The organism is Anaerostipes faecis, from assembly GCF_910574135.1.
Taxonomy (GTDB): Bacteria; Bacillota; Clostridia; order Lachnospirales; family Lachnospiraceae; genus Anaerostipes; species Anaerostipes hominis.
Map to the genome: position 1 here is coordinate 225,556 of NZ_CAJSYK010000002.1, position 26,323 is coordinate 251,878.

23 protein-coding genes are annotated in these 26,323 nt (G+C 45.5%); 1 reads left to right on the forward strand and 22 read right to left on the reverse strand.

Annotated elements, in window-relative coordinates; translation table 11 throughout:
* Nucleotides 1-148: 148 nt before the first annotated feature.
* From QGT46_RS02940 to QGT46_RS03030, 19 genes are all read right to left on the reverse strand, one after another.
* Entirely contained in the window at nt 149-1,189 is a 1,041-nt protein-coding gene (locus QGT46_RS02940) for a hypothetical protein (RefSeq protein WP_270430282.1), read from the reverse strand.
* 32 nt (nt 1,190-1,221) lie between these two features.
* Nucleotides 1,222-1,485: a hypothetical protein gene (locus tag QGT46_RS02945; protein ID WP_301589484.1), complete on the reverse strand. Its 264-nt coding sequence runs from the start codon at nt 1,483-1,485 to the stop codon at nt 1,222-1,224.
* A 10-nt stretch (nt 1,486-1,495) separates the two neighbouring features.
* Complete coding sequence (locus QGT46_RS02950) at nt 1,496-2,131, reverse strand: thiamine diphosphokinase (protein ID WP_301589487.1); 636 nt, start codon at nt 2,129-2,131, stop codon at nt 1,496-1,498.
* A complete protein-coding gene (rsgA, locus tag QGT46_RS02955) occupies nt 2,131-3,006 on the reverse strand; it encodes a ribosome small subunit-dependent GTPase A (protein ID WP_148459653.1) in 876 nt (291 codons plus the stop codon). Before rsgA ends, QGT46_RS02950 begins: the two co-directional genes overlap by 1 nt.
* Before the next feature lie 9 nt (nt 3,007-3,015).
* Nucleotides 3,016-4,803, reverse strand: a complete 1,788-nt coding sequence (pknB, locus tag QGT46_RS02960) for a Stk1 family PASTA domain-containing Ser/Thr kinase (protein WP_148459654.1) — start codon at nt 4,801-4,803, stop codon at nt 3,016-3,018.
* On the reverse strand, nt 4,797-5,534 hold the full coding sequence (locus QGT46_RS02965; protein ID WP_024726830.1) for a Stp1/IreP family PP2C-type Ser/Thr phosphatase: 738 nt from the start codon (nt 5,532-5,534) through the stop codon (nt 4,797-4,799). The genes pknB and QGT46_RS02965 overlap by 7 nt, the downstream gene beginning before the upstream one ends.
* 1 nt (nt 5,535) lies before the next feature.
* Nucleotides 5,536-6,600 carry a 23S rRNA (adenine(2503)-C(2))-methyltransferase RlmN gene (gene rlmN / locus QGT46_RS02970; RefSeq protein ID WP_024726829.1) on the reverse strand — a complete coding sequence of 355 codons (1,065 nt, stop codon included), beginning with the start codon at nt 6,598-6,600 and terminating at the stop codon, nt 5,536-5,538.
* Nucleotides 6,597-7,943, reverse strand: a complete 1,347-nt coding sequence (rsmB, locus tag QGT46_RS02975) for a 16S rRNA (cytosine(967)-C(5))-methyltransferase RsmB (protein WP_148459655.1) — start codon at nt 7,941-7,943, stop codon at nt 6,597-6,599. The genes rlmN and rsmB overlap by 4 nt, the downstream gene beginning before the upstream one ends.
* A gap of 1 nt (nt 7,944) precedes the next feature.
* Nucleotides 7,945-8,874, reverse strand: coding sequence for a methionyl-tRNA formyltransferase (gene fmt / locus QGT46_RS02980; RefSeq protein WP_148459656.1), 930 nt, complete (start codon nt 8,872-8,874; stop codon nt 7,945-7,947).
* Nucleotides 8,875-8,884: 10 nt separating this feature from the next.
* A complete protein-coding gene (gene def, locus QGT46_RS02985) occupies nt 8,885-9,355 on the reverse strand; it encodes a peptide deformylase (protein ID WP_024726826.1) in 471 nt (156 codons plus the stop codon).
* Between the two features lie 29 nt (nt 9,356-9,384).
* Nucleotides 9,385-11,610 (reverse strand): replication restart helicase PriA, encoded by a 2,226-nt coding sequence (gene priA, locus QGT46_RS02990; protein ID WP_148459657.1) that lies wholly within the window; start codon nt 11,608-11,610, stop codon nt 9,385-9,387.
* A 3-nt stretch (nt 11,611-11,613) separates the two neighbouring features.
* A complete protein-coding gene (gene glmM / locus QGT46_RS02995; RefSeq protein ID WP_148459658.1) occupies nt 11,614-12,963 on the reverse strand; it encodes a phosphoglucosamine mutase in 1,350 nt (449 codons plus the stop codon).
* Nucleotides 12,964-13,097: 134 nt separating this feature from the next.
* The gene (locus QGT46_RS03000) at nt 13,098-13,517 is read right to left on the reverse strand and encodes a Fur family transcriptional regulator (protein ID WP_024726823.1); all 420 of its coding nucleotides are present in this window, start codon (nt 13,515-13,517) and stop codon (nt 13,098-13,100) included.
* A 114-nt stretch (nt 13,518-13,631) separates the two neighbouring features.
* A complete protein-coding gene (locus QGT46_RS03005; RefSeq protein WP_148459659.1) occupies nt 13,632-14,840 on the reverse strand; it encodes a deoxyguanosinetriphosphate triphosphohydrolase family protein in 1,209 nt (402 codons plus the stop codon).
* Between the two features lie 68 nt (nt 14,841-14,908).
* Complete coding sequence (locus QGT46_RS03010) at nt 14,909-15,790, reverse strand: phosphatidylserine decarboxylase (RefSeq protein ID WP_148459660.1); 882 nt, start codon at nt 15,788-15,790, stop codon at nt 14,909-14,911.
* A gap of 12 nt (nt 15,791-15,802) precedes the next feature.
* Nucleotides 15,803-16,414 carry a CDP-alcohol phosphatidyltransferase family protein gene (locus QGT46_RS03015; protein ID WP_024726820.1) on the reverse strand — a complete coding sequence of 204 codons (612 nt, stop codon included), beginning with the start codon at nt 16,412-16,414 and terminating at the stop codon, nt 15,803-15,805.
* 10 nt (nt 16,415-16,424) lie between these two features.
* A complete protein-coding gene (locus tag QGT46_RS03020; RefSeq protein WP_024726819.1) occupies nt 16,425-17,447 on the reverse strand; it encodes a lysylphosphatidylglycerol synthase transmembrane domain-containing protein in 1,023 nt (340 codons plus the stop codon).
* Nucleotides 17,437-18,153 carry a phosphatase PAP2 family protein gene (locus QGT46_RS03025; protein WP_024726818.1) on the reverse strand — a complete coding sequence of 239 codons (717 nt, stop codon included), beginning with the start codon at nt 18,151-18,153 and terminating at the stop codon, nt 17,437-17,439. The genes QGT46_RS03020 and QGT46_RS03025 overlap by 11 nt, the downstream gene beginning before the upstream one ends.
* Before the next feature lie 121 nt (nt 18,154-18,274).
* Entirely contained in the window at nt 18,275-21,952 is a 3,678-nt protein-coding gene (locus tag QGT46_RS03030; RefSeq protein WP_148459661.1) for an efflux RND transporter permease subunit, read from the reverse strand.
* A gap of 136 nt (nt 21,953-22,088) precedes the next feature.
* Here QGT46_RS03030 and QGT46_RS03035 point away from each other — a divergent pair, with 136 nt between their 5' ends.
* Nucleotides 22,089-22,730: a superoxide dismutase gene (locus tag QGT46_RS03035; RefSeq protein ID WP_024726816.1), complete on the forward strand. Its 642-nt coding sequence runs from the start codon at nt 22,089-22,091 to the stop codon at nt 22,728-22,730.
* 240 nt (nt 22,731-22,970) lie between these two features.
* Here QGT46_RS03035 and guaB read toward each other — a convergent pair whose 3' ends face one another.
* The 3 genes from guaB to gltA form a co-directional block, all read right to left on the reverse strand.
* Entirely contained in the window at nt 22,971-24,425 is a 1,455-nt protein-coding gene (guaB, locus tag QGT46_RS03040) for an IMP dehydrogenase (RefSeq protein ID WP_024726815.1), read from the reverse strand.
* A 123-nt stretch (nt 24,426-24,548) separates the two neighbouring features.
* A complete protein-coding gene (locus QGT46_RS03045) occupies nt 24,549-24,917 on the reverse strand; it encodes a PTS glucitol/sorbitol transporter subunit IIA (protein WP_024726814.1) in 369 nt (122 codons plus the stop codon).
* Between the two features lie 15 nt (nt 24,918-24,932).
* Nucleotides 24,933-26,321 carry an NADPH-dependent glutamate synthase gene (gene gltA, locus QGT46_RS03050; RefSeq protein ID WP_024726813.1) on the reverse strand — a complete coding sequence of 463 codons (1,389 nt, stop codon included), beginning with the start codon at nt 26,319-26,321 and terminating at the stop codon, nt 24,933-24,935.
* Nucleotides 26,322-26,323 lie beyond the last annotated feature (2 nt).

Consider the following 26,323-nt stretch of genomic DNA (forward strand, 5'->3'; position numbering starts at 1 on the left):
TTCAGCCGCCCGGCTCCAAAGTGTTCCCGCCGCAAGGTGTCCCTGGAAAGCTTTCAGTCTGTGGGCTTTCCTCCCTGTAAGGTTCCTTTTGCCTTGAGTCTTTTTCATTGCCTTTCTTCTATGATGTTTAATCATAACACAGTTATTTTTATGAATCAAGCCCCATTGACGAATCATAAACATGCATATTTTCAGGTCTGACACGTTTGCTCGGTACAAGTTTAACATCTAAGTATTCTTCTGATAAAACTTCTATTTTTGTACCTTCTGTGAGTTCTAAATTCACATATTTATTCGGATTTTCCCCTTGTGAATCTTCTGAGAGCCAAATACTATTTGCCCCATATTCATCATCCTTATCTTGTTCAAAAGTAAATTCAAAGCTGCCATTGCCTTCGACCGCAACTACATCATACGTCCCGGCCGGAAATTCTTTTCCTGCTGTAAGTACGCTGAAAACTTTCACTTCTTCACTCAGAGTATTTTCTCCGGGTTTCTCCATTTTCTTTAGATTAGCATCCGATGTTTTGCAGTATATACTCCCTTTTCCTGAAACTTCTACTAAAGAACCCTGATAAAGACGGATATTCTTTACTTCGGTGTACCGATTAGCTTCCAATACTTCCTTGTCTGTAAACTGCTCATTAATATTGACATACTGTGCATCATTGTTTGCTGAAAAAGTTAAATCATCCCCTTCTCCAGTCATTGTGTAATTTCCTTCCGGAAGATCCAATCCTACGATATATCTGCCGGAAGAAAGTCTCACAGAAAAACTTTTTCCGGTCTTCTCTAAAGCATAGTCCGCGTTTTCATATGTAAAATCCGGCATAGTTTTTGTCCACTTTTTCTTTCCGTCTTCACTCATATAAATCTGAGCATTTTTAATCAGGGTTCCGATATCAACCTCACCTACTGCATCCAAAAACACACCAAAAATAACCACAAGACTCAGTACTAGCCTGATAAATTTTCCTACTCTGCCTTTTTCCTCTGTCCGGAACTGCCTGTACACCCTCTTATGCTGTTTTGTCATAGAACTCTTTGGCTCTATATTTGGCCTTGTCCCGTAGTCCGAACAGCTTCCCGTCCTTTGCCCTCTCTCCAGCCTTTTAAAATCATAGCCGCACATAGGACAAACGCCATTCCTTAATTTTTCATTGCAGATCGTACATTTGTCATATTTCATATTCATTCCCTCCGGCCTATAAAAATATCCCGCTATCTAGCCCGGTTCTTAAACTTTTTCTTCCTTTTTTCGATGCGTTCTTTATCTTTCTGCTCGATCTCCGGGGCAATGGTCTTTGTAAACCATAATAGTGCCAGCGCCGGTGCAAGGATCCAAAGTGATCTCTGATCATTTCCCAAAAAAGAAAGCGTCATGATTCCCTTGGCCTGAAACATCATTACAAACATATAAACAAAGACTAAAAGAAGTGCAAATGACTCTGTTTTCGTATAACTTATCGTGCACAGCACGTCCACCCCGCACCCTCTAGTCTTTGCTTTCTATCACGAGCAAAGTCCCGGTTTTCATCTCAATCTTTCCCGTTTCCTCTGCCAGTTCATTGCTGATTCCCCATGTCTCATGGAATACAAGCGTATCGTCATTCAGCGGGTAATAGAATCCATGAAGCGTCACTCCTGTCACCGTGCCCACCGGAATGAGGGAGATATAGTTCCCAAACTGTTCTTTTTTATTTATGCTGAGAGGACGGTCCACTGCCCGGATGCGGTTATGTGAATCCACTATATATGCCTCCACTCCATGTTTTAGTGCATATACAAGCTGTCCCATATTCCCGAGCACATGGTCTAATCTGGTGCCCGTGCTCCCAAGAATCGTCACCTTTGCAGCCCCCATGCGGACTGCCTGTTCCACAGCGATCCCCGTGTCCGTATCGTCTTTCTCTCTGGGAAGAATCATAATATCTTCTTGTTTAAATCGTTTTACCGTTTCTTCCGGACAGCTGTCAAAGTCACCCAATATGAAATCCGGGCGGATTTTGATCTGTTCTGCGTATAAAAGTCCTTTGTCCGCAGCAATAATTTTATCAAATTTCTGCGTTTGAATATAAGAACGGGCGAAGACCCTGTCCAAATCTCCGCCTGTTAAAATTAAGATATGCATTACCATTTTCTCTTTTCTTTTAATTCATTGTAGATGAGTACATAGTTGTCATAGCGAGTCTCGCTGATCCTTCCAGCCGCCAGTGCCTGTTTGACACCGCAGCCAGGTTCATGAGTATGGCTGCAACCCTGGAACCGGCATTGTCCCTCATAGGGTTCAAATTCTTTAAAATAATATTTAATCTCGTCTTCCTCGAACATATCCACAAACAGAGAACTGAAGCCCGGCGTGTCCATGACGAAAGTGTCTTCTCCCACCCGGATCAGCTCCGAATGTCTGGTCGTATGCTTTCCTCTCTGAATCTTTTCACTTACCGCTCCGGTTTCCATGTTCGCATCCGGATACAAAAGATTCATCATAGAAGATTTCCCTACACCGGAAGGGCCTGCAAGCACGGTTGTCTTGTGCTCTACGGCCTCCCTGATCTCCGAAAGTCCCGTCTCGTCGGAGACACTGGTAAAGATCACCCGGTGGCCGCAGTCTTTATATACGTCCATGAGAACAGACAATTCCTTTTCTCTGGCCAGATCCGTCTTATTAAAACAGACCACCGCAGGGACTCTCTGCTTCTCCATCATAAGCAAAAACCGGTCCAGCAGATTATAATTTGGTTTTGGATTCTTGGCTGCAAAAATAACCAGCGCCTGATCGATGTTTGAGACAGCCGGGCGGATTAATTCGTTCATCCTTGGAAGTATCTCTGTCAGATTTCCCAGCTTTTTTTCTTCATCCAGGACTTCTATCTCTGCCATGTCTCCCACGAGCGGCTTCATTTTCCGGTTTCTGAAGATGCCTTTTGCTTTGCACTCATATAAACTGCTGCCCGTGTCAACATAATAAAACCCTGCGATTCCTTTGATAATTCTTCCCTGCATGAACTGATCTTACTCCTCTGTATTATCTATGGTGTATTCTGTTGTCGGCTGCTTTCCCAGGCTTACGACCACGCCGATTCCTGTCCCTTTTGTAACTTTTTTCCCGGCTTTCGGTGACTGACTGATAATACATCCCTCCGGCACCCTGCTGTCGTACTTCTGGGAAGAAATGATCAGCTTTAGTCCTTCTCTGCTTAACTCTTCTCTCGCATCATCTGCGGTCTTAAATACGATTTCCGGCACTGTGACCTTGTTCTCACCTTTGCTGACCGTGATCGTCACCTTGGAGCCTCTGGAAATTTTATTCCCCGCTCCCGGAGACTGAGAAATCACATCACCTTCCTTGACACTGGAACTGAATTTGGTGGACACAGAAACTTTGAATCCCTGGTCTGAAAGGATCTTCGTGGCAGACTTCTGGCTGTACCCGCGGATATCCGGCACCTCAATTTTGCTCTCGCCGGTACTGACAGTCAATACAATGGTCGTTCCCTTTTCCACTTCCTGGTCTGACTCCAGACTCTGGCGGATGATATATCCCGCCTCATAAGAAGATGAAGCCTCTGTTTTGCGCTCCACTTTCAGATCTTCATCGATGGATGCCAACGCCGCATCGTAAGTCATTCCCACATAGTTTTCAACCGGTACCTTCTCAAGCTTTTCCGTGGTGCTTTCTTCCGTAGTCGTAAGTTTCTCTGTGCCGGCATTATCCCCTGAGCGGAACAACCCTGAACTGTTAATGACCAGTACAATGATGGATATGAGAATAATGGCTCCCACCACAGCGGCCAGGACGACAACCAGCTTTTCAATCTTGGAATTCATGCCCCGCGGCTCTTCCTCATCGTCGTCATCCACAAATCCGGATTCCTCTTCCGGTTCTTCTTCCATCTCCTCCGGTTTTACAAACTCTTTTGTGTGAAGCATCTGAGTCGGCGAATCGTCCACAAAGGGCGCCATGCCTACATAGCTTCCTTTCGTGTCTTCGAAAACCAACTTTAAATCCTCTATCAGTTCGTTCACAGACTGATACCGGTCTTCCGGTTTTTTCATGGTACATTTGAGAATGATCTTTTCCAGGCTTTCCGGAATATCTCCGATCAGTTCTCCCGGTGGCGTAATTTCATTCTGGAGATGCATCAGAGCAATGGTAACCCCATTTTCGTGGTCAAAAGGGACCTGGCCTGTGACCATCTCATACATTGTAATCCCCAGAGAATAAATATCACTCTTCTCATCGCAGTACTTTCCTTTGGCCTGTTCCGGAGAAATGTAATGGACCGATCCTATGGCCGTGGATGTGACCGTATTGGAATTGGCCGCCTTTGCTATTCCAAAATCCGTGACTTTTACCTGACCGGAATCTGAGACCAGAATATTCTGGGGCTTAATATCCCTGTGGATCGTGTGATGCCCATGGGCATGCCCGATCGCTGAAGCTATCTGAAGAGACAATTCTACGGTCTCTTTTGCGGAAAGATGCCCCTTTTTCATAATATATTCCTTCAGGGTAATGCCTTCTGCCAATTCCATGACAATGTAATTGACACTGTCTTCCTGGCCTACATCATATACGTTCACAATATTGGGGTGGGCCAGTCTTGCGACCGCCTCTGCTTCCACCTGAAACTTTTTTAAAAACTTCTCATTATCTACATATTCATTTTTCAACACTTTGATAGCAACGTTCCGGTTCAGTTTATGGCACTTTGCCATGTATACGTCAGCCATCCCGCCAGTACCAATCTTTTTCAGGATTTCGTAGCGTCCTCCTAAAATGGTTCCTGTTTCTAACATGTGATCTCACCTCGCTCCCCCAGCGCAACGATCACCAGGGATATATTGTCCTTGCCGCCATATTCGTTAGCCCTGTTCACCAACTGGCCTGCCTTATTTTCCAATTGACTGTGATCCAACAGGAGTTCTTTGATTTCATCATCCGCAATCATGCTCGTCAATCCGTCACTGCACAAAAGTAAATATCCGTCTTTCTTCGGCAGCTCAAAAAAATCGGGAACAGATTCAATACCTGCGCCGATCGCTCTCGTGATCAGATTTCTTTTTGGATGCTGCCTCATATGTCTGCGCTCAATCTCTCCGGCCTTCACCAATTCTTCTACAAAAGAATGGTCTGTGGTCACCTGGACAAGATCCTGATCTGCAAAATACAGACGGCTGTCTCCAATGTTCATCACAAAAATACTCTCTTCTGTCACAGTGGCCGCTACCATAGTTGTTCCCATGCCCGCGTATTCTTCTTCCTCGCACTTCAGCAATATCTCACTGCTCACTTTCTGCAGTGCTTCCTTCATGATCTCAATAGGATCTGAATTCTCAATCTCTCGTATAAATTCCACAAAACGACTGACCGCAAAAGAGGACGCAAAACCTCCTGCCCTGTGGCCTCCCATGCCGTCCGCAACGATATATAAATTATCTAATTGTCCTACGGGTTCATCAGAGTAAAAGATGGTGTCCTGATTTTCAGACCGTACCTTTCCTCTGTGAGAAGTTCCAACGGATTGCATCTTAGTTCTCCTTTTTTGTGCGAATTTCCTGTTTTTCCACAGAATCCAGCTTCTTTCTTCTTAATTGTCCACAGGCAGCATTGATATCTCTGCCCATTTCTCTTCTTATGGTAACATTTACACGATTTTTTTCAAGTATGTTTTTGAAGTCGTTCACAAACTCCGGCATAGACTGCCGGAAGTCTCTCTCCTTGATAGGATTGACTGGGATCAGATTGACATGGCATGGAAATCCGCCTAAAAAGCGGCAAAGTTCCCTGGCATTCCGGGAGCTGTCATTCACTCCTGCCACAAGACTGAATTCAAACGTGATCCTCCGTCCCGTCCGGTCAAAGTAATATTTACAGGCAGAGAGCAGTTCTTCCATAGAATACTGATTTGCCACCGGCATCAGGGATTTCCTCATTTCGTCATTGGAGGCATGAAGTGAGATCGCAAGCGTCATCTGAAGCTTTTCATCCGCCAATTCCCGTATCCTCGGCACCAGTCCGCAGGTAGACACCGTCAGGTTCCTCTGACTTAAATTCAGTCCTTTCTCGTCGGTCAAAAGTCTGATAAATTTTAAAAGATTCTCATAGTTATCCAAAGGTTCCCCGGTTCCCATAACGACCACATGGGACACCCGTTCCCCGGTATCTTTTTGGATATAATAAATCTGTCCAAGCATTTCTGAAGGGAGCAGGCTGCGGTCCAGTCCCCCGAGGGTAGACGCACAAAATCTGCATCCCATCCTGCACCCGGCCTGTGACGAAATGCACACCGAATTGCCGTGCTTGTATTTCATCAGGACACTTTCTATAATATTCCCATCATTCAGCTGAAATAAATACTTTCTTGTACCGTCAATCTTGGATACATAGGTTTCCACTTCTTTCAGTTCCGCTACTTCATATTCCTTTTGAAGTTTTTCTTTCAGATTTTTCGGCAGATTGTTCATCTCATCAAGAGAGGATGCCAGCCTCTTATGGAACCACTCAAATATTTGTTTTGCACGGAACTTTTTTTCTCCCAGTTCTTCCACCGCAAATTCCAGTTCTTCCAGTGTCATTGATTTAAGATCTCTCATTTTGTTCTCCTAAGTTTTCCGATAAAGAATCCGTCGCACGGATGAATTCCCGGCAGCAGCTGGATATACCCCTCTCCGGCCGTCTTAATGTCAAGGGTTTTGGGGAGAAAAGGCGTCAGGTCTACCGGCTCAAATCCGTTCTGTCCCGCAATCCACCTGAAATTTTCTTCATTTTCTTTCGGGTTGATCGTACATGTAGAAAAAAGCAGGCTTCCTCCCGGCTTCACATAGGATAGGGCTGTTTTTAATATTTCTCTCTGCAGTTTCACAAGGTCTTCCAAAACGGATTCTTCCAGATTGTACTTAATGTCCTGCTTTTTTCCCATAATCCCAAGTCCGGAACACGGGACATCACACAGTACAGCGTCCATAGACTCTGCCAGACGTTCATCCGGAATTCTGGCATCCCAGATCTGAGTACGGATATTTTCAAATCCCACACGTTCGATGTTTTCTTTCAGCAGTACTTCTTTGTAATCCGTCAGATCCCGGGCCAGAACCTGCCCCGTTCCGTGGAGTTTGTCTGCCGCATACAGTGCTTTGCCTCCCGGAGCGCTGCAAATATCAAGGATCTTCTGTCCCTCTTTTGGATCTGCGACCTTTCCGGCCAGCATGGAACTTTCATCCTGCACGATAAAACGGCCTTCTCTGAATGCCGAAATACGCTTTAGAAAATCATAGTTAGAAATACGAATTGCCTCCGGAAGTAGTCTTCCGTCTTCCACCTCCACACCATCTTTTTTCAGGGAAGCGATCAGTTCTTCTCTGGAGCCGTTGCTTTCCATCCATGAAACCGTTGTCTTTTTTGGCTCCAGGAAAGAACTCACGATCGTTTCTGTTTCTTCCTCTGTATAAGAACGCAGAAAATGACGGATGATCCATTCCGGCATGGAACAGGCAACGGACAGATACTTTACAAAATCCTTATCCCTGTCTGGAAACGGGATATCTTGTTTCTGTCTGGAAATTGTTCTCAAAACACCGTTTACAAAGCCGGATAATTTTGAAAAGCCCCGCTTTTTGGCCAGCTTCACACATTCATTGCATGCCGCGGAGTCAGGGATGTGATCCATGAACAGAATCTGGCAGGCACCCATGCGGAGCAGTGAACGCACCAGCGGCTTCATTTTCCTTACCTTCGTCTTGGAATACAGATCAATCACATAATCAATGGTCAGGCGGCGCTCCAGAGTTCCCTGGCATAGCCTTGTAAAAAAAGCCCGGTCCTTCTTTTCACTAAACTGATACTTTTCCAGTGTCTCTCCGATGGCAATATGGGACAGTTCCTCTTTTCTGTCTATTTTCATCAGAACATCTAAAGCCGATTCTCTTGGATTCTGCATATTATTCTCCTAATACCGTTCCGGCATCTACCTTGGAGCCTGCCAAGAATGCCTGGACTGACATCCGCTTTTTCCCGGAAAGCTGGATTTCATTGAGTGCTAATGCTTCCTGACCGCAGGCCACAATCATCTGTTTTTTAGTCACTTCAATAATGGTTCCGGGTCTCTCTCCTCCGTCATAGGAAACGACGTCCGCATCCCATATTTTCAGTGTTTTCCCTCCAAGCTCCGTATAAGCACTCGGCCATGGGTTCAGTCCGCGCACCCACTGTTCAATCTCAGCGGCATTTTTCGTGAACTCTATCTTCCCCATCTCTCTGCTCAGCATCGGGGCATAGGAACTCTCATTGTCATTTTGTTTGATCCTTACCGCCGTCCCATCTTTTAATTTCTCTAATGTCTCCAGCAATAAGTCTGCGCCCAGCGCCATTAGCTTGTCATGAAGGGTTCCGGATGTTTCTTTCTTATCCAGCGGGATGACTGCTTTATCTATCATATCCCCCGTATCTAAACCCTTTTCCATATACATGGTCGTAATTCCCGTTTCCCTTTCACCGTTTAAGACGGCCCACTGGATCGGTCCCGCTCCGCGGTATTTCGGAAGAAGTGACCCATGGACATTGATACATCCGTATTTGGGGATATTCAGTATCCGCTCCGGCAAAATCTGTCCGTATGCGACAACTACGATGACATCCGGAGCCAGATGTTCAAGGTCTTCTATAAATTTCTCATCTCTGGCTTTTGCCGGCTGAAGGACAGGGATTCCATGTTTCAATGCAGCCTCTTTCACCGGCGGAAAAGAAAGTTTCTTTCCCCTTCCCTTCTGCTTATCGGGCTGCGTAACTGCCGCAGCCACATGATGAAATTGTATCAGCTTCTCCAGCGTAGGCACCGCAAATTCCGGCGTTCCCATAAATACTACGTTCATCGTATCCTCCTTACTCTTCCTCTTCCACATCTCTCACCGGTTCTTCCGCCACATCCGGATAAAGGATTCCGTCCAAATGGTCAAGTTCATGGCAGATCGCCCTCGCAAGAAGTCCTTCTCCTTCCACTCTGATCGGGTTCATATCCCGGTCCAGCGCTTCACATACCACATGGTTCGGACGCTTTACGACTGCAACCTTCCCCGGAAGGCTCAGACATCCCTCGTCTCCGATCTGTTCGCCGTCTTTTTCCACGATCTTAGGATTGATCAGGACCAGCGGCTGGCCTTCATATGTGTCGATGACCACCAGCCGTTTCAGGATTCCCACCTGAGGAGCGGCCAGTCCCACGCCGTATGCTTCATACATTGTCTCAAACATGTCATCGATCAGCAGCATGATTCTGGATGTCATTTCTTTAATCTCTTTTGATGGTTTTCTGAGGACTTCATCCCCCATTTTTCTGATGTTTCTGATTGCCATGAATACTTCTCCTTCTCAAATATTCTTTGTTAATAACTGCTCATAGGATTAAAATCGAATGTGATATGAATGTCTTTGGGCAATTCCTGCCGGTCGATCCACAGTTCCAGCCGGTCTTTCACCTTCATAAGTTCCTTGTAATCTTTCTTTTTTACGTACAGCACCTGCCGGTAAATATCATTGACTTTTGCCAGAGAGGCCTCGCCGGGTCCGATGACGCGGATGCCCGAATTCTGAATCACCCTGGCCATGCGCTGTGCCGTCTTTTTGCATTCCTCTTCCGAAGGCCCGGCAAGAAGGACTGTAAGCATCTGCCAAACCGGAGGATAGCAAAGCATCGTCCGGTAGGATATCTCCTGGCGGTAAAACTCTTCATAGTCCTGGGCTGCCGCTGTGACAATACAGTAATGTTCCGGCGAATAGGTCTGTATGACAACCTCTCCGGCTTTATCGCCTCTCCCTGCCCGGCCGGCTGCCTGAGTCAAAAGCTGGAATGTCCGTTCTGCTGCACGGAAATCACTGGCATGCAGAGATAAATCCGCTGCCAGGATTCCGACGAGAGTGACGTTTGCAAAATCGTGTCCTTTGACAATCATCTGCGTGCCCACAAGAATATCGGCCCGGCCTTCCGAAAAAGTCTTTAGAATCTCTTCATGGCTGTGCTTTCTTTTTGTGGTATCCATATCCATCCGGAGCACTCTTGCTTCCGGAAATTCTTTCCTTATAGCGGCCTCTGCCTTTTGAGTGCCGAGTCCGAACGTTCCGATAAATGGACTGCCGCACTCAGGACAGACGTCCTGCATCGCTTCTTCATATCCGCAGTAATGGCAGCGGAGCTTCCCGTCCCTGTGATACGTAAGCGATACATCGCAGTGGGGACACTGCATCACAGTGCCGCAGCTTCTGCATGAGACAAACCCGGCATATCCTCTCCGATTCAAAAAAAGCATGATCTGCTCTTTTTTCCGAAGCCGGTCTCCGATCAGTTCATAGAGCCTTCTGCTGAACATACTGCGGTTCCCCTGCTTTAATTCTTCCCTTAAATCTTCTATATACACATCGGGCAGGATCGCTTCTTTTGCCCGGTCTTTCAGCGTCCAGAGCCTGTATTCCCCGTCAAGTGCCTTCTGATAGCTCTCAAGAGACGGCGTTGCGGACCCTAAAATCACCGCCGCGCCCTCCATGTCCGCTTTTTCCAGAGCCACTTCTCTTGCGTGGTATTTGGGCGTCTGCTCACTTTTATAACTGCCCTCATGTTCTTCGTCAATGATGATCAGCCCAAGATTTGGAAACGGCACAAACAGTGCAGATCTGGGACCAATGATAATATCGGCATCCCCATTCTTTGCCCGGAGCCACTGATCGTATTTTTCTCCTTTGGAGAGTCTGGAATTAAGGATGGACACCCTGTCTCCGAACCGCTTCGTAAAACGGCAGACCGTCTGGTACGTAAGAGCGATCTCCGGGATCAGCACGATAGCCTGTTTCCCTTTTCTGACAACTTCCTCGATTGCCGCCAGATAGACTTCTGTCTTCCCGCTTCCGGTAATCCCGTGGAGAAGATACGTTCTCCTCTCCCCTGCTGCGTAATCTGCTTTGAATTCCTGTATCAGCTTCTCCTGACTCTCATTCAGGGGCAGGGCATCTTCCGCCTCCATCCCGCTGGGGCCGGGATTCCGGTAAAACTTTTCTGTTTCGACGCGGATTATACCGTCTTGTTCCATACCTGCAACCGTTGTCCTCGGAATCTTCAGGCATTTCGTCACACGCTCCCAGGAAACCGTCTGCTCATCCATAAGAGCAGCCAGCAGCCTGGCTTTTGCAGCGTAATGCCTGCCTAAATATTCATCCAGCAGACCGGGAGCCTGATCTTTTGCCAGTAAGAGCCTGACAGACTTTTTTTCTTTTTGTTTCATTTTATCCTGCACGGGAAGCACGGTCTTCAGTGCCTGGATCATGGTAGACCCATAGTTTTCCCGAATCCAGTAGGCGAGCTTAATCATCCTGGATTCTGCGTCCACACTGTCTTTTTCTATGGACAGAATTTCCTTTATTTTCTTAGGATCGTAATCTGCCCTATCCGAAAGCCTGACAACATATCCCTTCTGTTCCCGGTTTCCTGCTCCAAACGGCACCCGAACGGACTGCCCGACCCGGATCTGATCACATAAGGAAAAAGGCACTCGATATTGAAATACCCGATCCAGTGCCTCATGCGAAATATTGATGATAATATCTGCGTACAATGTTTCCATAAATCAGTCGATGACGTGTCCCTTTTGGCGCAGGACTTTAACTACACGGTCCACATGTTCCCTGCAGATCTCGTGAGTTTTAGCTTCCACCATGACACGCACCAAAGGTTCCGTTCCGCTCTCCCTTACAAGAATCCTTCCGTCATTTCCGAGTTCCTTCTCCACAGCTTCCACTGCTGTAATCACGTCTGCGTCTTCCCTGGCGTCTTTTTTATCCCGGACTTTGACGTTCTCAAGAATCTGTGGATATATATCCACATCCTTTACCAGCTGTCCAAGTGACTGTTTCTGTTCCAGCATGGCCTCCATGATCTTTAAAGAAGTCAGAATCCCGTCTCCGGTAGTCGCAAACTTGCTGAAAATAATATGCCCTGACTGTTCACCGCCCAGGCCGTGTCCGTTTCTGGACATATTTTCGTACACATATTTATCTCCCACCGCTGTTTTTTCATAGTCGATACCGGCCCGGTCAAATGCCTTATAAAGGCCGAGATTGGACATGACCGTTGTAACGACCGTATTGTTATTGAGAGCACCGTGCTCTTTCATATATTTTCCGCATACATACAGGATCAGATCGCCGTTTACTTCTGCCCCGTTCTCATCCACGGCAATACAGCGGTCCGCATCGCCGTCGTATGCGAATCCCACATCCAGATGGTTCTCTTTTACAAATCCCTTGAGGATCTCTATATGAGTGGAACCGCAGTTGGTGTTGATATTTGTACCGTCCGGTTCATTGTTGATCACATAGACCTCCGCGCCCAGTGTCTCAAATACATTCTTTGCAATGCTTGAGGAGCTTCCGTTGGAACAGTCCAGTCCGACCTTTACATTTTTAAATGACCGTGTGGCCAGGGAGATGAGATATCCTATGTATCGGTTTCTTCCTGATGCGTAATCTTTCGCCCTTCCGATGTCGCTTTTCGTAGCAAAAGGAAGTTCCCCGATTTTGCCGTCAATGTATGCCTCGATCTGTTCTTCGACTTCCGCATCCATCTTATGTCCCTTGGCGTTGATCAGCTTGATCCCATTGTCATAGTAAGGATTATGGCTGGCAGAGATCATAATGCCGCAGTCAAACTGTTCCGTGCGGACCACGTAAGATACACTCGGAGTCGTGGTCACATAGAGCATATAGGCGTTGGCTCCGGAAGCCGTGAGTCCGGCTACGAGCGCGTGTTCGAACATATAGCTGCTTCTTCTTGTGTCCTTTCCGATAACTACCTTCGGGCGTTTCTTTTCCTTGCCCAGGTGCCATCCCAAAAATCTTCCTACTTTATATGCATGCTCCACCGTAAGATCGATGTTTGCCTCTCCGCGGAAGCCGTCAGTGCCAAAATATTTTCCCATGATTGACCTCTTTCTCATACTTTATTTTAAAATAACCTAGAATGTATTATAACATAAAGTCTCACCGTTGAAAAACAAAAAATCCCCGCCGGAGACAATGCTTTGACAGCACTGTCTCCGGCGGGGACACACTTTTAACTGCTTTTCCGGCTGACTTTTACAACGACGGAAATATCTTCATTCTTGATCTCGCCAAGGGCCCTGAGCATTTTTTTCAGGGCAGGATACCATATATCCTTGGGGAGTTCTTTTATCTCTTCTTTTGTGAGCAGACTCGTCTGATCCTTCTCCGTCCCGAATAATCCCTCATAACAGATCTCATACTGTTTTCCCCGGTCGATGACTCCTAACTCTTCCAGTGTATTCATCATCCGGTAGACAGTCGCTCTGCCTATGGCAGGATCTATCTTAGTCGCCTCATAAAAGATTTCTTTGCAGCAGGAACAATTATTTTTTAAGATCACATCCAGGATCACTTTTCTCTGGCTCGTGATCCTGAGTCCCTGCTCCCGAAGCTGCTCTATGATTCTTTCCCGGCTAAGTTCTGTGGTCATACTGCCTCCCATTCGCATCTGCCTCTCTGCCGTACCTCTGCAAATTTGATAACCAATATCATTTATAGATTTATCATACGCAACTTCTCTTAAATTGTCAAGTTTTTATTGATATCAATTTTCAAAATATGACTTATAATTCACATAGTATTTCCCCTTTGGAAATAAGTGATGATAAAGATCTACAAAATAATCATCTGTCATACTCGCAATGTAATCGGTCACAATCCGGTTCGGCTCCTCTTCTGTATAGGGCCTGGACGTCTCATAATAGGACCTGGCCTCCTCCACGAATTCTATATGGTGTTTGAAGATCACCGAGTCTTCATCCCCCCTGATCAAATCCGCATATAGCTTTTCATAGACTTCCCGGAACATCGGAGCCACATTTTCAGAATAAATACGGTCCAATTTTTTGTTGAAATAAATCTGTTCATAGTTTTCTTTCTTGGCGATCTTCATGGCATCATAATACTTTGAATCCAGCATAATATAGTCTTTTCGGTAACTGTTTTCAACTATGTTTACAATCATGTTATTGATGATCTCCGCATTCTCTACTCCGATCTCCCCCTGAGTAAAAATATCACTGCTCTCAATAAGCTTTGCTTTCTTCGCGTCCTGCCGGTCCTTGCCCAGATAGGCAACCATATCGCATATCCTGACCACACATCCTTCCAGAGTCGACGGTATCAGAGTCTTAATATAGTCTTTGTTTTGACTGCTGTTTTCCATCTTCTCATAAAACTCTTCAAAAGTATCCATCCGGCAGGGGCGGTACTCCTGCTGTTCAAATTCTCCATTGTGACAGAGGATTCCATCCAATGTCTGCAGCGAAAGGTTGCGTTCAAACATCCCGTCAAGCACCCGCACGCTTTGAATATTGTGCTGGAAACAGCATCCTGTCTTCTCATGATAAAGCTCATCCAAATACCGCTCTCCCGCATGTCCGAACGGCGTGTGTCCGATGTCGTGTCCGAGAGCGATCGCCTCGATCAGGTCACAGTTTAAGCCGAGGAGCTTACCGATATTCCTTGCAATCCTTGAGACAAGCTGCACATGCAGAGATCTTCTGGATATATCGTCATTCAGAAAAAACGAAAATACCTGGGTCTTATCTGTATACCGGTTATAGTACGGAGAGTGGATGATCTTTTCCACATCCCGGACAAAAGCCGGTCTCCAGAGGCTGGCTTTATCCCTCTCCCGGTTTTTCCGGATCACCTGTTCATCCGTACATGCACAGGGGTTTTTCCAGCCCTCCTGCCGGTCCCTGATGATTTCCTTCTGCAGTTCTTTTGAAAGTTCATGATAATTAAGCATTTTCCTCTTCCTCCCTAAATCCCGAATCATGCCGCTGACTCAATTTATAAAACAGAAAAAGCCTACAATTATGATTGCAGACTTTGGTTTTGTGCCACGCCTAAACGCTGGCCCTGTTTTAGTTTTGTCTCACATCCGTCTTTCGTTCTTTCCAATAAACATTCATCAATGTCTACCTTATCGCCTCTGAAAAGCAGAACGATGGTGGAGCCTCCAAACTCAAAATATCCCTTTTCCATACCGCGGCGCATGATGCCTTCTTCGTGATGGTTTACGATCCGTCCTACCATCAGAGCCCCCACTTCCATCTGGACTGCATCGCCGAAATGCTCCGTCTTCATCATGGTAAATTCCCTGGCATTTTCTTTATAGACAGACACATAGTCATTGGCTGTCGGATTCACGGTGTGATATGCCCCTTTTATGAAATAATTCCTGCTCTTTATGCCGTTGTCAAAATAGCAGTACCTGTGGTAATCATCGACTGTAAGGCGTAGAATGACTGCGTAGCCGTTTTTGAAATGGTCAGCAATCTTTCTGCTCCTCAGCAATGACTCCACGGTATAGACCGTATCTTTCACACAAAATGACGTGTCTTCTGTTATGCGGTATGCGCTTGCTTTACAGTCGCACGGACTGAACAGGATGTGTTGATCTTCAGGAAGCGGCCGCTTTCCCGGCTTGATCCTTCTTGTAAAAAAATCATTATAAGACGTATAGATCCTGTCCTCATACTCTCTCATATCGATCTTATTTTTTCTGACAAACCGCTCGATCATACACTTTGAGCAGCCTGTACTCAGAAAAAGCCCTCCCAGTCTGGATACCCAGGGCTTTGTGAGAATCTTTAATTTTATCCGGCCGATGTAAGTTCCGTAAAGAAGCTTCAGGAATTTATCCTGAAAAGTCTCTTCCTCATAACAGCGGCCTTTTTGGTCCACATATTTCATTACCTGTCTCCTTTAAAGAAAATATATTCTGACGGCTATCAGGATGCCAATAATCACAAATGCGAACATGCACTTCTTTCCCGGCTTAAACACACTGAAATCAATCACAAACAGCAGAGAAATGATCAGTACTGCCAGCAGATATATGTAAGGAAACTGTGCTGTAAAAAACCTCTTCAGCTGATATACGATAGGCAGGATCAATGCTACCGATGTGACCGGAAGTCCCCGGTAATGTTTTCTTCTCTCGCTTGTCTCTGCCTGTCTCTGTTCTTCGGTAACATTAAAAAATGCCAGCCGGATCACCGCTCCTAAAATATACATCATATATATGATTTTTGCATACCAGGCGTCCATCCCCATGGAATAACCTATGACGACAGGAAACGCTCCAAAACAGATCAAATCACAGAGGGAATCAATCTCAATTCCAAATTTCTTTGCGTCATCGGAGCGTTTGATCATTTTTGCGACGGTTCCGTCATACATATCTGTAAATCCGGAGATCATCAGACAAATCATTGCTATTTTAAAGTTTCCGTTAAATGCCGCTGACATACCGAACACAGCACTGACGACGCCTGCATATGTCAGTATCACTGATACATTATAAAATCCTATCATAACTAAACCTCTATTCCTTACGCTTTATTGTCACATGAGCCACAAAAGTCAAGAATGCGCTGATCAGCACCAGAGCATAATAACTGATTCCCCGGCTCAGCAGCATTGCCGGATACAGCAAACTGCTCCTGAATATCTTTTGGAAAATACTTAAAAACAAGCCTTCACTGATTCCCATTCCCCCCGGAAGCGGAAGCATATCAACCGAGATAGATATGACACACTGAAGTGCTACAATATCAACAAATCCAAGTGCAGAGAGTCCCAATGCCTTATAGACAAGATATGTGATGGAAAAATGCAGAATTCTCTGTACTAATGTCACCAAAAACATCTCAAAAATCATCAGTTTATATTCTTTAATGACCGCAGCTGTCTTATGGTAGTCCTGCATCCAGTCCTCGATTTTGCGGATTCGCTCTTCTTTCTTTTTAAGGATATGAATCCTTTCCAGCATCCGTATCATTGCCAGAAGCACCCTGGACGCAAGCGTTGGTTCAAATACCAGCATCAGCATCAGTGCGACGCAGAAAACATTCAGTCCGATCCCGAGATAAAAGAAAAATGCTACCTGATATATATAGTCTGTAATCAGGCTGTGCCGGAAAACAAAGATCGCTGCTCCCAGGAATACCAATACAAACTTATATAAAATTGTAACAATCATCAAAACTACGGTTCCCACCGAAACGTCGATCTTATCCCGGTTCATATAGTAAAGCTGAGCCGGCTGTCCTCCGGTGGCCGACGGCGTAATGCAGCTGAAAAAAAATCCTACAAACGAATAAAGAATGCAGTGCCTTTTCGGCACGCGGTACCGGAGCACACGCAACATTCTGTATATGATAAAAGCTTCGCAGCATACAAACACGATGATCAGACCTAAGCCTGATATATAGTAAACAGGACTGACGCTTCTCATGACCTTTAAAAGTTCCGGCAGCTCTTTTCCACGAAAAATTGCATAAAATGTAAGCCCAAACAGTGCAAAAAAGAAGATGCCGTTGCCAATCCAGCGCTTCTTAATCTCCATAACCTACCTCTTTGTCGATTGCCCTCTCCAAATGTACTCCCCGGTTGATCTTTGTAAACATGCTCTGCAGCTTCAGATACCAGTCCGTCTTCTGTCCGACCAGATACATAGCCTCTGCCAGCAGTACCCCTGCAATAAGATCGATGATGTAATGCTGCTTCGTAACCTGCGTGGAAATACATACCAGAACTGCAAAAACACAGGAAAAACACTGGTACCAAACAGGAACTTTTTTCTGTCCTCGTATGCCTACAAAACAAAACCAGCTGACCAGACAATGAATGGATGGAAACAAATTTGCCGACGGATCAATCGTATAAACCAGATTCAGCATCTGATCCCAGATCCCGGTTCCGGTTATTTCGGGCCTTGCCAGAGTTGTCGGAACCATTACAAAGAAGATTCCGCAAATGATTCTTGAAAGAAAATCACCTACTAAGAACCGGTATAAATGCTCCTTCCCAATCCTTCCTATCATGATATAATTCACAGCCCAAAACAGATAGCAGATCAGATAGATACTCGTAAATCCCGGTATCAGAGGAACTGCACGGTCAAATGCCGTGGTAAAATCATAATGCTTTAAATCCCTGCACAGAATCTGTGTACCCGTATAAATCAGTGAATTAAAAGTGAAAGAACAGATCAGGGGGAGTACTGCATATTTGGGAATTATATTCCATAAATACCCATCCAATTTTTTCATGTTTCACTCCTTTACAAACAAAAACCATGTCATAATACATGACATGATTCTTGTCTTATTATAGCTTTCCATCGTCAAAATGTAAAGCCAAGCACATTTATTTAATACATTTGTAAGAAAATCAGGAGCTCTGCTTTTTCTTCTTTCTGTTAAATACCAGGTAGATACAAGGGATAAAGATTAATGTAAGCAAAGTTCCATAAATCAGTCCCCCGATCGTTACGATAGCCATCGGCTGTACCATCTCTGCCCCGGACCCAAGACCCAGTGCCATGGTAGTAAGACCCAGAATTGTCGTGATCGCCGTCATCAAAATCGGCCGGATTCTCATGGAACCGGCAGTTATGACAGCATCCATAAGCTCGTAACCTTTATATCTAAGCTGATTGATGGTATCCACCAGAACGATACCATTATTTACGATGATACCGGACAGCATTACGAAACCGATCATGGCAATGATACTCAGATCCTTGCCCGCCACAAACAGTCCGATCAGTCCTCCTGTAAATGCCAGAGGGATTGTAAACAGGATAATGAAAGGGGACTTGAGTGACTGGAACTGTGCCACCATGATCAGATACATAAATGCGATTGCCAGGATCAGCATCAATCCTACCTGCCCCGCCGTATCATTTATGGATTCCATCTCGCCAGCCATCTTATAGCTGTATCCTGCAGGCGCCTTGTATCCCTTCAGCGCTTTGCTCACATTCTGGCTGACGATACCGATATTGTACCCGTCTTCAAGCTCTGCGGTTACATTCAGTATTCTCTCCTGAGCTGATCTTGAGATCGTGGAGAGACTGTCGGTATCACTGAAGCTGGCCACTTTGGAAAGTGCCACTTCCTTGCTCTCTCCTTTCTTTGTTCCTGTGAGCTTCATTTTCTTTAGCTGTGCTCTTGTGATATTGTCCTTGGTATCATTGGACACTTTTACATCCCACTGTCTCTCATTCTGGCTGATCGTTGTCGCTGTGGAGCCCTCCTGAATCTTGGAATTGAGCTGCTGATAAACAGTCGCCACCGTGAGGCCGTATTTTGCGGCTTTTGCTTTATCAACTGTGACATGAATATCCGGAGTCGTCTCCTCCTGTCCGTCACTGACATTCTTTGTGCCTTTGACAGATTCCACCCTTTTTGCAATATCACTGGCTGTTTTACGGAGCGTTTTCATATCATTTCCTTTGACTTCAATGGCGATCCCGCTTCCCCCGAGGGCGCTCATATCCATGTTGGACTCCTGTACCTGGATCTCACAGTTGAATTTCTTTGTCTTTTTTATGATCTCTTTTTTTATCTCTTTATTCGTCTGCTTTTTTTCTTCTTTCAGCATGATATACATGCTGGCTGTATCCTGACTTGCCTTGCTTCCCGATGAAGTGCCTCCCATGCCTGATGAACTGCTTACCATGGCTCCGACACCATCTACATCAGGAATCTCACGAATTTTTTTCATGACCGTATCAGACATAGCCGCCGTATCACTCAGGCCTGATCCCTTCGGCATCTCAATGGTAAGGCTCATCTGTGAACTGTCCATAGACGGCATCAGGGAAGTTCCAATCTTTGTTGCCCCAATCACTGCTCCCACAAACACTGCGAGTGTCAGTACGATGGCGATCCATTTCCTTCTGAGCACCTTATCCATGACTCCGCGGTACAGAGACTGAAGTCCGTCAAACAGCTTGTTGTCCTTTTCCGTCACTTTGTGAAGCACTCCGGCGGACATCATCGGCACAAAAGTCACAGCAACGATCAGACTGGCAATCAGTGAATATCCGATCGTCAGTGCCATATCGGAAAACAGCTTCTTAGTAAGTCCTGATGTAAACACAATCGGCAGGAAGACGGAGATTGTTGTCAGCGTTGAAGCGGTAATTGCTCCGGCTACCCCTTTTGCTCCCTCGATCGCCGCCTCTTTGACCGGCACCCCTTCTTTTCTCAGCCGGTAAATATTCTCTATAACAACAATCGAGTTATCCACCAGCATACCGACTCCGAGCGCAAGGCCGGAAAGCGAAATAACATTTAAGGTGATACCGCTGAAGTACATCATGACCACGGCAAACACTACACTGATCGGGATTGAGCAGGCGATAACGGCAGTCGGTTTGATATCCTTTAGGAACACAAGCAGGATCAGCACTGCCAGAACTGCCCCCATTCCAAGGTTCTGCAAAACAGATCCAACAACCATATCTATGTAAATCCCCTGATCCATCAGATTTGTGTAATGCAGCCCGGGGTTCTCTTTTTTGAGCGTTTCCAACTTCTCAGAAACCCGCTTTGATACGTCTGCAGTAGAATAGTTGTTCTGTTTCTGAATGCTCAGCACTACCGCATCATTTCCGTTTACTCTGCAGTAGTTGTCCTTCTTATTGTTGACAACGGCAACATCTGCAACATCGCTCAGACGGATGGGCGCAAAGTTATCAATGCCCAGATCCATCAGCTCCATGTCTTCCAGATCTTCCTGACTGGTGACTTTATCCCCGACTCTGACCAGATATTGTGTGTTGTCTTCTGAAATATATCCCGCAGGCATTTCAAAATTCTGTGCGATCAGCATGGCTTTCACATTGTCCACAGTCAGTTTATCTTTTATGTCAGCCGCCGCTTTTGCCTGCTTTTTGCTGGCATCCAGCTGCTGCTGGCCCATAGCGATCTGAGATTCGCCCTGTGCGATGCCGATCTCCCCTGATGTCATCTGGCTGTTGGCATTGGCGGTCTGCGCGGTCACTGTCGTCAGATTGGCGTCAATCTGTTTTTTGCCCTCCTGGATCTGCTTTAATGCTTTCTGTAAAACTCCAATATTTTTATCCAGGGTCTTTATGGTACTGTCTGCTGTTTTCAGTTGCTTTTTAATCTCTGTGATCTGAGCCTGGAGCTGCGCCTTCTGCGCGGGATCAGTCACAGTTTTGAGCTGTGCCTCCAGTTGTTTGAGTCCTTCTTCCCCTGCCTGCTTTACAAGTTCCAAAGCTTTTTTCTGATTTTGAAGATTTGTCAGCGCACTTGTGACCTCTACTTCCTTCTGGACAAGGCTTAATTTCCCACTGTTTAAAGCCGTCTGTGCTTTCGCAAGGGTATCGTTGAGCTCTGTTCTCTTGGAATTCAGCTGTGCCTTGCTTCCGTCAAGCTTTGCTTTCGCCCGGTCCAGTTCATCCTGCGCCTCATCAAACTGGCCGTCCAAAGCCTTTTGAATCTTTTTATTCAATGATTTGATCTTGTCCTCGTTGATGATGACATTGATATTCTCTTCAAGCATTCCGGTCTCACCGACAGAGGCAACACCTTCCACGGCCTCCACACCCGGAGAAACTTTGTCTTTGATCAGCTTTGAGATCTCGGACATATCTTTGTTGTCCGAATCAATCGCAGTCACAAGCACCGGCATCATATCCGGATTCAATTTCATGATCGTAGGGTTGCCTACTTTATCAGGCCAGTATCCTTTGATCATATCCAGCTTTTCCCGCATGTCAAGAGCTGCCGAATCCATATTGGCATCGCCTTCAAACTCCATGTAGACAACGGACATATTCTCACTGGACGAAGATGCCACCTGTTTGATGTTGGATATGGTGGCCATGGCCTGCTCCACCGGTTTTGTCACCGTAGTCTCCACTTCTTCAGGAGAAGCCCCCTGATACGTGGTCATGACAAGAGCGTATGGAAGTTCCATACTCGGAAGCAAGTCCGTAGTCATTTTGGAAAAAGAGACAATGCCCAGAATGATTACCAGGATGACTCCCACAATGACCGTATATGGCTTGCGCACACTAAATTTTGAAAACATGATTTTTCCCCTTTTGAGTTTTTGTATTATAAGAATAATACAATGTTAGCATGATCGCTCAAAGGATTCAAGTTTTTTTGAATATTATTTTATATTCCCACGTAAAATAAAAAGAAAAAAGGAGATAAACTATAATATGAATGAAACATACCCATTTTCCCTCGAACCTCTTCCATACGATTATGATGCCCTGGAGCCGGTGATTGATGCTGAAACTCTCAGATTTCATCACGATAAACATCTTGCCACCTATGTAGAAAAATTGAATGCGGCAATCAAACCACACCAAGAACTGCATAACATGACGCTGGAACAGTTGCTTACAGAACCTGATAAAATTCCGGAAGAAGCAAAAACTCCTATTAAGAACAACGGCGGAGGAGTTTACAACCATCAAGTATATTTTAATGCTATGGAAAAGGATGAATTTACAACTCCCGAAGGGGAAATTAGAAAAGCCATAGAGAGGGATTTCGGATCTCTTGATGCCTTTATGAAAGAAATGACGGAAGCCGCACTTTCACAGTTTGGTTCCGGTTACGGATGGCTTGTAAATAACAATGGAAAACTAAAAGTGATTAATCTTCCGAATCAGGATGTACCGCTCAGTGATACTCTTTATCCTCTTCTTCCTGTTGATGTCTGGGAACATGCTTATTATCTCCAGTATCAAAATCGGCGTCCGGACTATGTAAATAACTGGTTCTCGCTTATTAACTGGGACTATGTAAATGAGCGGCTGGAAGACAGCAAAAAATGGTTTCAGGAACATAAATAGCCTAAACCATTCAGCAAAAAAAGGAACAATCCCTTGATATCGCAGGATTGTTCCTTTTTTATTTCATAGGAAAGGCCTACGTCCCTTCCTATGAAATAAAAACGCTCCGCGGGTTGTGCACAGATGCGTAAGGAAATCATTTGCCTTCGGCAAATTGCATCTGGCACGCAAAGTTGTCAAGCCCCTCAAAAAGTGAGGATTGGGAAGATGATGTGGTCTTGCCCACTTTGTCCTTTATCCTTATACGTCTACACTATAATTAGGTGCTTCTTTTGTGATATGGATGTCATGCGGATGGCTTTCTTTCAAGGATGCAGCCGTAATCTGTACAAACTCACCCTTTTCCTGCAGTTCTTCTACAGTTTTTGCCCCGCAGTATCCCATGCCGGAGCGGAGTCCGCCGAGTAACTGGAAAATGGTGTCTTCTGCAGTCCCTCTGTATGCCACACGGCCCTCGACACCTTCCGGAACCAATTTCTTAGCGTTTGTCTGGAAATAGCGGTCTTTGCTTCCGCATTCCATAGCTGCTAAAGATCCCATTCCGCGGTATACTTTATATTTTCTGCCCTGGTAGAGTTCAAACTCTCCGGGACTCTCATCACATCCGGCCATCATACTTCCGAGCATGCATGCACTGGCACCGGCTGCAATCGCTTTTGTAATATCTCCGGAAAACTTGATCCCGCCGTCTGCAATGATTGGAATTCCTGCTTTCTTTGCCTCTTCATATGCCCCCATGATCGCAGTAATCTGCGGAACACCAATTCCGGCAACCACACGTGTAGTACAGATAGAACCCGGTCCGATTCCCACTTTGACAGCGTCGGCCCCTGCCTCAATCAATGCTTTTGTGCCCTCTGCCGTAGCTACATTTCCTGCAATGACCTGCAGTTCAGGATATGCCTTTTTAACCATTCTGACTGCTTTTAATACGTTTGCAGAATGTCCATGGGCTGAGTCGACAACTACTACATCTACGTGAGCTTTTACCAACGCATCCACACGGTCCAAGATATCGGCTGTGATCCCCACTCCGGCACCACACAGCAGTCTGCCCTGTTCGTCTTTTGCAGCATGTGGATATTTAATCTGTTTTTCAATATCCTTAATGGTAATTAAGCCTTTTAAGTTAAAGTCTTTGTCCACGATCGGAAGCTTTTCTTTCCTTGCCTTCCCCAAAATCTGTTTTGCCTCTTCCAGGGTGATCCCTTCCTGCGCTGTGACAAGATTTTCTGATGTCATGGATTCTTTGATCTTCTTTGAAAAATCTGTTTCAAATTTTAAATCACGGTTTGTGATGATTCCGACCAGTTTGGTTCCCTCAGTAATCGGCACTCCTGATATGCGGTATTTTCCCATCAGGTCATCTGCGTCCTGGATCGTATGTTCAGGACTTAAAGAAAAAGGATCTGTAATGACACCGTTTTCTGAACGTTTTACCTTGTCCACTTCGTCTGCCTGCTGTGCAATGGTCATATTCTTATGAATGATACCGATACCGCCCTGCCTTGCCATTGCGATCGCCATACGGTGCTCTGTTACCGTATCCATGCTGGCACTCATCAAAGGAATATTTAATGAAATCTTGTCTGTCAGACGAGTCTCTGTCACCACTTCATTTGCGATTACTTCTGAATATCCCGGAACTAATAATACGTCGTCAAATGTGATTCCCTGGCCAATTATCTTTCCCATTTTTTCCTCGCTTTCTATGTCTTTCGTATTCTAATTTATAGTTTTATACTATAACAAATTCTAAATTCTTTGTCAACAAGCAAAGGATTATTGCCCTCAAACAATAATCCTTTGTACAATCGTCTAGTCTTCTTCAATTGTGATCTTTGATCCGACTTTTAACTTAGGCATTGGATTGGCCTCAACACAGATGCTTCCCGGAAGCCCTGCCTCAGCTGCCCCGCTGAATACTACTGTCAGATGTCCAAGAGTCTCTAAATTAGACTGGGCAATTTCTCCCACAGCGGTGATCTTAAACTCTGTATCGTCAATCACCAGTGTGTTTCCTTTGCTGATTGTCCCGTCTACTTGATTGACATCGATAAAATGGCAGAAATCTTTCAGTGTATCCGGAACATTCTCACCGAACAGCACAAACATCCCTTCATCATAAAAGGCATCAACCTGGTCTCCCAATTCATAGACAGACGTTTGAAAAATTGTTTTGCTCATATCCTGTCCTCCCGATTATCCTCTTAACTTTTTGTCAATGGCTGCCGCCGCTTTCTTTCCGGCACCCATGGCCAAAATGACAGTTGCCGCACCCGTGACAGTGTCTCCTCCTGCATAGACTCCGTCTTTGCTTGACTCCATCGTCTCTTCGTCAACAATGATACCGCCCCATTTCTGAACATCCAATCCTGGTGTTGTATGACGGATCAATGGGTTCGGACTCTGTCCAATCGCGATGACAACAGTATCTACATCAATATCGTAGTTAGATCCTTCAATCGGAACCGGAGATCTTCTTCCTGAGGCATCGGGTTCTCCTAATTCCTGTTTTACGATCTCCATCTTCTCTACCCATCCGTCCTCGTCTGCCTTAATGGCTACCGGATTATTTAAAAACTTAAATATAATTCCTTCTTCTTTTGCATGATGAAGTTCTTCCAGACGGGCAGGTGCTTCCTCTTCACTTCGTCTGTAAACAATATATACCTCATCTGCTCCGAGACGCTTAGCTGTTCTGGCAGCATCCATTGCCACGTTTCCTGCTCCCACGACTGCAACTTTCTTTCCGATCTTTACCGGAGTCGGGTACTCTGGGAATTCATAGCCCTTCATCAGATTTACACGGGTTAAAAATTCATTGGCAGAATAAACTCCAAGGTAGTTTTCCCCAGGAATATTTAAAAATCTTGGAAGGCCTGCTCCGCTGCCCACAAAGACAGCTTCATATCCGTCTTCCATCAGTTCATCGATGGTAACAGATCTTCCGACGATAACATTGGTCTCGATCTTCACGCCAAGATTCTCAACGGATTCTATTTCTTTCGCCACTAAGTCTTTTGGAAGACGGAATTCCGGAATTCCGTAGCTCAGTACTCCGCCTGGCTTGTGCAGTGCTTCAAATACTGTCACTTCATATCCTTTTTTGATCAGTTCCCCGGCACAGGTAATACCTGCTGGTCCGCATCCTACGACTGCGACTTTCTTTCCATTCTTTTCGATGTTGACTTCAGCCGGTTTTGCATTTGCCATGTGGTAGTCTGCAACAAACCGCTCCATACGCCCGATTCCAACAGGTTCACCCTTGATCCCACGGACACATTTTCCTTCACACTGATTTTCCTGAGGACATACGCGGCCGCAGATGGCAGGCAGGGCATTCTCACTTGTGATTACTTCATAAGCGCCTTCAAAGTCGCCTGCGGCTACTTTTTCGATAAATTCCGGAATCGGTACGTTGACCGGACATCCATTGACACACGGTTTATTCTTGCAGTTTAAGCAGCGGGTTGCTTCTTCCATAGCCATTTCTTTCGTATATCCCAAAGCAACTTCTTTAAAGTTCTTATTCCGAACATTCGGATCTTGTTCCGGCATTGCTACTTTATTTGGACTCATATTTGCCATGA